Here is a 9,489-nt window from a genome sequence, read left to right on the forward strand (position 1 = left end):
ACATGACGAGACCGCTACCCCCGCAAGATTCCGCCAGCCTCACCCGCTACATCGAGGCAGAGTATCACGCCAAGCATCGCACTCAATTGCCTGAACTGGCGGCGCTCTCGGAAAAGGTGGAAACCGTCCATGCCGGGCAAGCAGATGTCCCTGCAGGGCTGTCCGCGCTACTGCACCGGATGATCGGCGAGCTCGAAGTCCACATGAAGAAGGAGGAGCTGGTTTTGTTTCCCGCCATTCGCAACGCGGCACCGAGGCTGGACGGGCCGATCGCTGCGATGCGCGCGGATCACGACGACCATGAGGCGGAGGTCGGACAGATCCGGCAATTGACAAACGATCTCACATTGCCGGACGGTGCATGCCAAAGCTGGACGCGGCTCTATGCCGGGGTCGGTGAATTTCTTGAAGACCTGGCAGCCCATATTCGGCTGGAGAACGACGTGTTATTCCCGCAATTCGAAACCAAAGGCGCAGGCCATGTCTGAGATGTATCTTCCCAACCCAACTAAGGATCTCTTCGAGCGGCGTCATGCCTTGGCGCCGAAGACCGAGGACGCCTTCCGCGCATTTTCGAAAGCGGTGTTCACTGAAGGGGCGCTCGATGCGCGCAGCAAGCAGCTTATCGCCGTGGCCGTCGCGCACGTAACGCAGTGCCCATGGTGCATCGAGAGCCATGTCAAAGCCGCCCGGCGTGCGGGCGCCTCGGACGAACAGGTCATGGAAGCGATTTGGGTCGCCGCGGAAATGCGCGCCGGCGCCTCTTGGACCCATGCTCTGAAAGCAGTTGAGATGATCGGCGACACGGACAAGCCGGACAGCTGATGCCGTCAGCAAGCCCCCCCACCTCCGAAGCTCCTGGCGAGCTTATCCGCGTCAAGCGGATCTATCGCGCGGCACGCGTGTCAGATGGCAAGCGGATATTGGTCGATCGTCTCTGGCCGCGCGGCATGGCGAAGGACCGCGCCAGACTGTTTCACTGGTGCAAGGAGATCGCGCCGAGCGACGAATTGCGGCGCTGGTTCCACGAGCACCCTGATAGGTGGCAGGAGTTCACCACGCGTTATGAGGCGGAACTTGCCGCTCATGACGATTTGGTCCGCGAGCTCGCCGGATATGCACGCGAGAACGTCGTTACGCTACTTTATGCTTCAAAGGACGAGGCACATAATAACGCCGTCGTGTTACGCGATTACCTGCGCCAATGGTTATAGAACGGGAGGAGCAAGCATGACGGACCAGCCAATAAACCCGCTGCACACACCGCTTTGCGACCTGCTGGGGTGCGCCCAGCCAGTTCTGCTGGCCGGGATGGGCGGCGTTTCCCGCTGGGAACTGGCCGCCGCCGTGGCCAATGCGGGCGGTTACGGGATTTTGGGCATGGTGCGCGAAGACCCAGCCCTGATCGCCGCAGAGGTTACTGCGCTGCGGGACGCGACTGACCGACCTTTTGCCGTCAACTTGATCCCCGCGGCGACCGAACCAGCGCTGCTCGATGCGCAGATCGCCTGCTGTCTCGATCTTGGCGTGCCGGCCTTCAGCTTTTTCTGGGACGTGATGCCTGACGTGGTGGCCCGCGTGAAACGTGCCGGTTGCCTTGTTCTGCATCAGGTCGGCACGGTCGAGGCCGCGCGGATCGCCGAAGAGGCCGGAGCGGATGTGATCATCGCGCAGGGCGTCGAGGCGGGCGGTCACGTGCATGGACGACACCCGGCTTTCGGGCTGGCCGAGCAAATCCTTGCGCAGACCGACCTGCCGGTCGTCGTCTCCGGAGGGATCGCAACGGGCGAGGGCCTCGCCGCCGCGTTGACCATCGGCGCCGATGGCGTGCAATGCGGCACGGCCTTTCTGGCGACCGAGGAATCCTTCGCTCATCCCTATCACAAATCCCGAATCACGGAGGCCACCGGCGACCACACGGTTCTGACCGATGTTTTCGTTCTGAATTGGCCCAAGGGCGCTGCGGTGCGGGTGATCGCCAATAGCGTGACCGAGAGCCTGGACGGACATTACCTTGGCCACGACCCTGACAGTCTTCCGCGCGAGGCCATCGCCCGCGACGGCGAGCAGCCGCGCCTGCGCTTCAGCACGGATTCGCCGCTGCGAACCACGACCGGCGACTTGGAGGCGATGGCACTCTATGCGGGTCAGGGTGTGGGTGCGCTCAACGATGTCCCCACGGCCGCTGCACGTCTGGACGGCATGGTCGCGCAGGCCCGTCATCTCCTGGAACACCCGTTTTGACGTGCTTTTAAGTCGAAGCCGTGAACGACGAATTCAAGAGCTCAGCTGCCAAGGTTGCTTTTGCTCACCACCTCGCTTTGCGCGCCGGTCAGAGAACTGGCGCGACTGCTTCCCGCGTGGATGGTCGTCTAACGATCAGTTATGGACCCTCGGTCGCGGCATGAAGCCTCTGACAGACATACTCGGTTCGATCGACCAAAGGGCGGACGAAACCTTGCCGGAAGGAGTTTTTTCGATCCCGCGAAAGCACTACGCAGCGAGCCCGAACGCGAGGTGACCGATCGGGAATGTTCCAGCAGGATACCGAACGCGAGCGACAGGCCGCTGGGAAAGGACAAGAGCGGAAATTGATCGCAGATCAAGGCGCCACAAGGCCAACCATCAAACTCTGGACCATCGGATCAACAAGCGCTTTGTTGCGATCCTCGCGGATCACGATCCACGCCGGCAATTCGAACACTGGCGCACCGGGCACCGGGAACAGGGCGCCGCTATCGATCTGGTGTTCGACCAGACGCCGGGGAAAATAGCCGCTGCCGCCATTGAGCTTGAGATATTGAAGGCCGAGCCAGGCGATGTTGGCCGAGAGTGCAGGACCGGGAAACTCCGGAAAGCCAGCGCGGAACTGATTGTCGAATTCCGGGCCCCACTCGACATGGATATAGCCGTCAGGCTGCATGCTAGCGGTCGGTTCGGTAGAGACGAGCACCAGCTGTTCAGTAAGCAATGGCAGGAGCTCGAGCATCGGACGGCGCTGCGGGGTGAACATGACTCCGATATCCATCCGCCCGTCGACCAGCGCCTGCATCAGTTCAGGCTCGAAGCCGATTTCGGAATGAAACGAAACTCGGGGATGGGTCCGCTGGATATTGGCGAACCATTTCATCATCAGCCCTTCCCACAGGCCGAAGCGCGCACCGATGACGACACGCGCGCGGAATTGTCCAGGAAGGCCGACGTCGTGCCGCGCGCGTTCGAGGGCTCGCACCATCTGCGCTGCATGCTTCAGGAACCGGCCACCGCCCGCAGTCAGCGCCGCGCCGGCCTTGTTGCGAGTGAAAAGCCTGGTGCCCAACTGATCTTCGAGTGCTCGGATACGAGCGCTCACGGTTGACTGGGTGACGTGAAGCCTTTCGGCGGCCGCTACGAAGCTGCCGGTATCGGCGACGGCAAGGAAAGTTCGGGCATGTTCGATGTTCATGGATCCCCCATGTATCGCATTTGCGAATATCATATCGCATTTATATTTGCTTTCCCAATATTATGAATCGCGCAATACTTGAAGTCCGCGCTTCCCGCGGACGACCGGAAGATGACCGGCATATGGATTAAACGAGCTTACCGGGCCGCAGGGTTTCCGGCAGTCAACAGCGTCTCTTGGATCGCGTCTGGCCGCAAAGCGTGGCGTGGGAGAAGCTGCCGGGGTCAGAAGCTCCGAAAACCGCGGAGCCTGGAACTCCGCCGCAGGCTCCGACACGCCGCGGGCCGGTGGGCAACCTCGAAGCCGCGCATTGGGCAGAATTCGGCGCCCGCCCGACCCGCGCTATAGATCTATGCGACTGACGTTGCGCTGAAAGAGTATCTCGAAAGGAGGTTCGCAAGGCCATGAGAAACAGCGATTTGAACGGAGCGAACAGCGTGACGGGGAACGATCCCGCCGCGCCGAAGGAGGAGAGCTATGACGAGCGAAGGCCGTGCCCGACCCCGGGAGAATGTCGGCTCATGGCTGGGCTCGGGCTTTCGTTGGCCGGCATCACCCTCATCACCTTCGGCGACACGGGCATTGCGGGGCCATGGGCGCACAGCGTTGGGGTCAGCGCGCTGACCACCGGCCTGCTGCTGTGGGGAGCGGGTGCCATTCGACGCACGCTCGAACTGTGAGGCCGGCTCCCACTCGAGGCACCGCGCACATCGTCCGCTGTGCTGACCGCATCAGCAAACAGCCGTTTGAGAGATCCCAGCGTGATGGAAGACAACGATGGCCGCGGCATCGGGATGCTCTCGTCTCCGCACTCATTCGCGGTGGAGTTCGCAGTGGATTAGCTCGGCCCGCCGATGGTTAGTCGCGAATAGCCGCGTGCGTCGCGGCGCGTCGACCGAAGATCATGACAACGAAACAGTGGACCAGAGGGACATGGAAAATGGAATGAGTTTCGAAATGGTGATCGGTTGGCTTTTCGGCCTTCTTATTCTGGTGTTGGTGGTTTTGACCATAGCAGCGCTGATCAAGTGTCTACAGAAATAGCGAAAGAAGAGGCCAGTAGCCCCCAAAGCAGCATCGGCACGGTCTCGGCACAGGGCAGCACGGTCTAGGTCTTGATCCGGCGGCGGAATTCCTCGTTCAGGCGTTTGATGGCGTTTGCGGTCTTGGCCGATTTCCATTGCGACGGGTCGAGCCTGCTGAAGGTGAAGAGGCGCTCGCCAGCTTCCTTGAGGCTGTCCTCCGCTGCCCTGCACTTGAGTTGCACAAGATCGGCGGGCCGCACCGAGAGGTTGGACATCGTGACCGCGCGACGTGCGCCCATGCTTGAAAAGCGGACGCACGGGTCCCACCATAAGGCTTCCCGGGGATGACCTCGCCCAATCACAAGCTCTGCACGCTGGACCGCCTGACCCACGATTGAACATTTTCCATGCGCAGCACCCCAGACCGTATCCGCCAAGCCGTGAGCTTTGAAATCATCGGCCTCCTCATCGTAACGCCGCTTTTCGCCTGGGCTTTCGATCATCCGATGGAGGAAATGGGCGTGCTGGTCGTGCTTGGCGCAACAGCGGCTACTGCCTGGAACTATCTTTTCAACCTGGCCTTCGATCATCTCCTGCTCTGGCGTCGTGGCGATGTCCGTAAGACTATGCCAATTCGGATCTCTCACGCGGTGCTTTTCGAGGTGACGCTGCTTACCCTGCTTCTGCCGGTTTTCGCATGGTGGCTCGACGCTTTCCTGCTGACCATTGTCGTGATGGAACTGTCCTTTGCAGGCTTCTACCTCGTCTACGCCTTCGTTTTCACTTGGGGATACGATACGATCTTTCCGCCTCAGAAACGTAAGCGGATGGCATAGATATGGATGACGATGCTACCGGAGGAGCCCCCGCCTGCTTTGCCCATCTTCTGGTCGATGGGCACCTGGTCGATCCCGAGGCGGCACGCGATGTGGCGCGATTCAGACGGGCGGAGCGCGCTCGGCTTGTGGCCGCGCGGGCCTTGTCCGCAGAAGATCGAGAGCGCGCGACCGTCCGGCTGATTGACGGTCTCGACCGGACAGTTCCTCTCGATGCCCGCCTCACCGTGGCTGTTTATTGGCCGATCCGGGGCGAACCGGATCTGCGGGGCTGGATGGGCAAGGCACATGAGGCCGGGGCCGAAGTCCTGTTGCCCGTCGTCATCGAACGAGATGCGCCGCTCGAATTCCATACGTGGACCCCGGATTGCCGCATGGTGCGCGGCGTCTGGAACATCCCCGTGCCAGCCGCAGGCGAACCTCGCACGCCCGACCTCGTGATCGTCCCCCTTGTCGGTGTCGACACGACGCTTCATCGCCTCGGAAACGGGGGAGGCTATTACGACCGCACGCTCGCCCGTTTTGATAAGAAGCCGCGGATCGTTGGTATCGGCTTTTCAAACTGCGTCTTGCCCACCATCTACCCGATGCCTTGGGATGTGCCGATGGACGAAATTATTCTGTCGGATGGCACCCATTTGACGAGATAGTGCAGAGAGGAACTGTGTCGCTGCCTCGTCACGCTTCTATGTAAAGGTATCCGCCCAAGTTCAGCGCCAATGGTTGGCCGATGTTTTACTTCTTGAACCAGGCGGGGGTGACGAAGGCTCAAGCGATTGAAGCATTGAATGGAACCGTAGCAGTCTACGCGAATAGCAAAGCCAACGCCTTAGAGCGATTGAGAGGCCAACGAAGCGCGCTCAACGCTGCTGGAGGGCAAGCTGTGCCAATCCTCGCAAAGATGATCGACGGGGATTTTGCTGGTCTTTTTGAAGAGGAGGATGATCGCGCGATAGCCAGAGCCATTCAGGCGCTACCGGACGGGTTCGACAATTTTGAACCGGTGTATGACCTTCTTCTCAACCTGTTTGATAGCGCCGGAACTGATAGCGCGAAAAAGGGCGGTGTCTTTAGAGCCTTAGCACCTCTAGACGAGTTGGCGTTTTTGCCGTGAATCGCCGATGAATGAGCCACCTCCCCCGAGAAGGAAAGTTAGCAGGCAGCTGGACGGCTCCCAATAACCACAATCAGACCTGACCCATTCCCGCCGCTTTACGCCCAATCAGCTAACTCCGGCGGGCTTACTGGCAATAAGCTGGCCGGCTGAACTGGCCGCTGTGGGGCCTTCGCCTGCCGGACAATGCTGGACGTCGCCGCCAAATGCTGGTTCGGAGGCATTGCGCGGCAGCAATGGCTGTCGCGCGAATGTCCACAAAAGGCCGAAACCGACGAGCCAGGTTGTTCGGGGCGGGGAGCGGTCATTCGCGGCGCAGGGATCAAGGCCCGCAATGTGCAGAAAGAAAGCTTCTGCATAGCCAGGGCCGTCAGCAATAGGGTAGGGGTGCGGCCGGTCCCTAGCTGTCATTCTTTCTTTTGGATTTAATCAAGCCGTGGCATAAATTACCGCAATGGAATATCGAGGCCTCCGCCTCGTCCTCCACGTATGGGACTGCATAGAAGCGTCCGGGCAATTCACCGCGATCGGAACGGGATGATCGGAGGGGCACCAAATTGAACAAGGAGTTCGAAGAGGTCAAAGCCGACATCGGCGAAGGAAAGGAAGCTTCGACGACGGTCCGAGAGTTGCTTCGCTGGTTCGGTGCCCGCAGGCGCCGCACCGGCGTCGTCAAGAGAATACAAACCGAGTTGGATAATGCGGGTATCATAACCAGCCCAGATTTCACTAAGGTCTGGATTGACGCAGAAATAACGTTCAAGAAAGCGCCGGTTGCAGCGGCTGCTACCAAATCTACCGGTAGCGACCAAGGCGAGGATGGTGCAGCCTATGCCCCAAAAGAGGCAAACTTCCTCATCAGCATGCTCAAGGCGGCCAACTGCGGTGTGGTTTCGGTCAACCCGCAGGATACCGTCGAGAAGGCGATTACCCTGATGCTGGCGCACGATTTCTCGCAGCTGGCGGTCATGTCGAACGAGCACACGCTGAACGGTGCGATTAGCTGGAAGACGATCGGCAAGCGCTTGAGCCACGAGAATAATCTCGTCGAAGTGAGAGACGCCATGGAGACGGCCGTCGCTCTGGAAGAAAGCGAAGCGCTGTTCAAAGCTACGAAATTGATCATCGAGCACGAATTCGTCTTCGTCCGATCCTCAACCGACAAGAAGGTTACTGGCATCGTCACCGCGACAGATCTGAGCGAGCAATTTCAGTTTCTATCAGAGCCATTTCTCCTCATCGGACAGATTGAGAACCAGATCCGAAAACTGATGAATGGAAAGTTCACTACCCAGACTTTGCAGGAGGTCTGTGGCGACACGGACTCGGAGAGAAGGGAGCGAATTCAATCTGTCGTAGACCTAACGTTTGGTGAGTATCTTCGGATAATTCAGAAGCCAGAGAACTGGAAACTGCTCGACCTTCGCGTAGACAGGGGCGTATTTTGCGCTGAGCTGGATAAGGTCCGCGAAATCCGAAACGACGTGATGCACTTCGATCCGGACGGGATCGACGAAGAGCAATACGATCAGTTGAGACGGTTCTCAGGGCTGATGGACGAACTGGATGCCTTAGCGCAATAGATATAGGCATCCACCCGGATGTGCGCGGAACTGACCGACCGCGCGTCGCCAGGGCCGATGGACGATCCGTGATAGCGCTGCGGTGGCCTGCGAGCATCTGGAAAGAGCTGGTCGGGGCCTTCGAGGCGCCCTGTTCGAATGGCAGCTTCGGGCCGAGGCTGTGTGGAAACTTAAGCCCATGGTATACTTTCGCAAGGCAGCGGGAGGCACGGATGGCGGGTTTCATCGACGGCATCGACCGGGAGCAAACCACGCTTTTCCCCGAGCGCGTCGACGAATGGATTAGTGAGGATCATCTGGTCCGTATCATCGACCTCCTCGTCGATGAGCTTGATCTTCGCGCGCTCGGGTTCGGACGTTGTGTGCCTGCTCGAACCGGTCGCCCGGGCTACCATCCATCCTGTCCGTCGTGAGATGATTTGGGACACGAGGGCCTGATCGAGAACGGAGGGCCTGGCTCGTTGTGGTTTCAGTTTATGCCGCGGTCTGGCGATGCAGCAAGCGGCGCTTCTCGATGGTTTTGGCTTTGATCTCCTTTCGTGTTTTCAGGATGGCTTCGGCCCTGCCGAGATAGACGTCGGCGGGCGCGAGGTTGCCCAGGCTCTCGTGGTAGCGGTGATGGTTGTAGTGGTCGATGAAGTCGCCGATCGCCTATTCCAGAGCGCCGGGCAGGTAATAGTTCTCGAGCAAGATGCGGTTCTTGAGGGTCTGGTGCCAGCGTTCGATCTTGCCCTGGGTCTGAGGGTGGCGGGGAGCACCCCGGACGTGATCCATGCCCTCGTCAGCAAGCCAGTCGGCCAGTTCCCCGGAGATGTAACTGCTGCCATTGTCGCTGAGCAGCCGGGGCCGGTTGGCAACTGTGGCCTGATTGCAGCCGGACGCGACCAGAGCATCTTCCAGTGTCGCGGTCACATCAGACGCCTTCATCGTCGTGCAGAGCCGCCAGGCGATGACGTAGCGGCTGTAGTCGTCGAGGATGGTCGAGAGGTAGAACCAGCCCCAGCCGATGACCTTCAGGTAGGTGAAGTCGGTCTGCCAGAGCTGGTTCGGTCGGACCGTCTTCTCGTGGAACTCCTCTGCCGCCTTGATCACCACGAAGGCCGGGCTGGTGATTAGGTCATCTGTTCGTTTTCTTCCGGCACCCGTTGCACCAGCCATTGGATGCAAGTTGGCATCCGATGTTTCGTGAGGCATTTTCCTATTTTGCGCCGCGTTTGATCGCTGATGACCGCTCGGTCGCGAAACTCACCCGCTGAGAAGGCCGCAAAGGGCGATGACTGAGCACTTTGGGAGGACTGAGGGGCATTTTGCGCACACCCGGCTGTGTTAGTCGGGGCGTCGAAAGATGCCGAGATGTTCTTCGTTCAGGTGTTCGATCTGCATTTCGGTGGCCGGTCCGGGGGAGGCTGTGACCTGCCATGGGTCTTTCATCCAGCCACGACCGGAGCCCGGTTGGTGTTTACGCCGATCGGCGCAGGTTGAGCAA

At 59.8% G+C, this 9,489-nt stretch carries 10 protein-coding genes and 3 pseudogenes; 10 read left to right on the top strand and 3 right to left on the bottom strand.

Annotated elements, in window-relative coordinates; genetic code table 11:
• Positions 1 to 2 precede the first annotated feature (2 nt).
• The 4 genes from BMI89_RS13525 to BMI89_RS13540 are packed head-to-tail and all read left to right on the top strand — an operon-like array spanning position 3 to position 2,244.
• The gene (locus BMI89_RS13525; RefSeq protein ID WP_078523316.1) at positions 3 to 488 is read left to right on the top strand and encodes a hemerythrin domain-containing protein; all 486 of its coding nucleotides are present in this window, start codon (positions 3 to 5) and stop codon (positions 486 to 488) included.
• Complete coding sequence (locus BMI89_RS13530; protein ID WP_078523315.1) at positions 481 to 825, top strand: carboxymuconolactone decarboxylase family protein; 345 nt, start codon at positions 481 to 483, stop codon at positions 823 to 825. The genes BMI89_RS13525 and BMI89_RS13530 overlap by 8 nt, the downstream gene beginning before the upstream one ends.
• A complete protein-coding gene (locus tag BMI89_RS13535; RefSeq protein WP_078523314.1) occupies positions 825 to 1,214 on the top strand; it encodes a DUF488 family protein in 390 nt (129 codons plus the stop codon). The genes BMI89_RS13530 and BMI89_RS13535 overlap by 1 nt, the downstream gene beginning before the upstream one ends.
• A 16-nt stretch (positions 1,215 to 1,230) precedes the next feature.
• A complete protein-coding gene (locus BMI89_RS13540; RefSeq protein ID WP_075777504.1) occupies positions 1,231 to 2,244 on the top strand; it encodes a nitronate monooxygenase in 1,014 nt (337 codons plus the stop codon).
• Between the two features lie 358 nt (positions 2,245 to 2,602).
• On the opposite strand, the gene BMI89_RS13545 is transcribed toward BMI89_RS13540, so the two are convergent.
• Complete coding sequence (locus tag BMI89_RS13545; protein WP_078523313.1) at positions 2,603 to 3,445, bottom strand: LysR family transcriptional regulator; 843 nt, start codon at positions 3,443 to 3,445, stop codon at positions 2,603 to 2,605.
• A 404-nt stretch (positions 3,446 to 3,849) separates the two neighbouring features.
• On the opposite strand from BMI89_RS13545, the gene BMI89_RS13550 reads away from it, so the two are divergent.
• Positions 3,850 to 4,125 (top strand): hypothetical protein, encoded by a 276-nt coding sequence (locus BMI89_RS13550; protein ID WP_078571306.1) that lies wholly within the window; start codon positions 3,850 to 3,852, stop codon positions 4,123 to 4,125.
• Between the two features lie 431 nt (positions 4,126 to 4,556).
• Here BMI89_RS13550 and BMI89_RS13555 read toward each other — a convergent pair.
• Positions 4,557 to 4,709, bottom strand: a pseudogene (locus BMI89_RS13555) (transposase); the annotation flags it as partial.
• A gap of 168 nt (positions 4,710 to 4,877) precedes the next feature.
• Between BMI89_RS13555 and BMI89_RS13560 the strand changes: the two are divergent.
• The 5 genes and pseudogenes from BMI89_RS13560 to BMI89_RS13580 form a co-directional block, all read left to right on the top strand.
• Complete coding sequence (locus BMI89_RS13560; RefSeq protein ID WP_078549189.1) at positions 4,878 to 5,306, top strand: PACE efflux transporter; 429 nt, start codon at positions 4,878 to 4,880, stop codon at positions 5,304 to 5,306.
• Positions 5,307 to 5,308: 2 nt separating this feature from the next.
• The gene (locus tag BMI89_RS13565; RefSeq protein WP_078523308.1) at positions 5,309 to 5,956 is read left to right on the top strand and encodes a 5-formyltetrahydrofolate cyclo-ligase; all 648 of its coding nucleotides are present in this window, start codon (positions 5,309 to 5,311) and stop codon (positions 5,954 to 5,956) included.
• Positions 5,957 to 6,036: 80 nt separating this feature from the next.
• The gene (locus BMI89_RS13570; protein WP_078542318.1) at positions 6,037 to 6,420 is read left to right on the top strand and encodes a hypothetical protein; all 384 of its coding nucleotides are present in this window, start codon (positions 6,037 to 6,039) and stop codon (positions 6,418 to 6,420) included.
• Positions 6,421 to 6,977: 557 nt separating this feature from the next.
• Positions 6,978 to 8,003 (top strand): CBS domain-containing protein, encoded by a 1,026-nt coding sequence (locus tag BMI89_RS13575; protein ID WP_078523306.1) that lies wholly within the window; start codon positions 6,978 to 6,980, stop codon positions 8,001 to 8,003.
• A 212-nt stretch (positions 8,004 to 8,215) separates the two neighbouring features.
• Positions 8,216 to 8,404: pseudogene (locus BMI89_RS13580) on the top strand (IS5/IS1182 family transposase); the annotation flags it as partial.
• Positions 8,405 to 8,477: 73 nt separating this feature from the next.
• Here the strand turns inward: BMI89_RS13580 and BMI89_RS13585 are convergent.
• Positions 8,478 to 9,122: pseudogene (locus tag BMI89_RS13585) on the bottom strand (DDE-type integrase/transposase/recombinase); the annotation flags it as partial.
• Positions 9,123 to 9,489 lie beyond the last annotated feature (367 nt).

It is taken from the genome of Thioclava sp. F36-7, assembly GCF_002020075.1.
Lineage (GTDB): Bacteria > Pseudomonadota > Alphaproteobacteria > Rhodobacterales > Rhodobacteraceae > Thioclava > Thioclava sediminum.

Coding starts and splice junctions, on each gene's coding strand:
- BMI89_RS13525 (WP_078523316.1), top strand. CDS start 3: ATGACGAGACCGCTACCCCCGCAAGATTCCGCCAGCCTCACCCGCTAC.
- BMI89_RS13530 (WP_078523315.1), top strand. CDS start 481: ATGTCTGAGATGTATCTTCCCAACCCAACTAAGGATCTCTTCGAGCGG.
- BMI89_RS13535 (WP_078523314.1), top strand. CDS start 825: ATGCCGTCAGCAAGCCCCCCCACCTCCGAAGCTCCTGGCGAGCTTATC.
- BMI89_RS13540 (WP_075777504.1), top strand. CDS start 1,231: ATGACGGACCAGCCAATAAACCCGCTGCACACACCGCTTTGCGACCTG.
- BMI89_RS13545 (WP_078523313.1), bottom strand. CDS start 3,445: ATGAACATCGAACATGCCCGAACTTTCCTTGCCGTCGCCGATACCGGC.
- BMI89_RS13550 (WP_078571306.1), top strand. CDS start 3,850: ATGAGAAACAGCGATTTGAACGGAGCGAACAGCGTGACGGGGAACGAT.
- BMI89_RS13560 (WP_078549189.1), top strand. CDS start 4,878: ATGCGCAGCACCCCAGACCGTATCCGCCAAGCCGTGAGCTTTGAAATC.
- BMI89_RS13565 (WP_078523308.1), top strand. CDS start 5,309: ATGGATGACGATGCTACCGGAGGAGCCCCCGCCTGCTTTGCCCATCTT.
- BMI89_RS13570 (WP_078542318.1), top strand. CDS start 6,037: ATGTTTTACTTCTTGAACCAGGCGGGGGTGACGAAGGCTCAAGCGATT.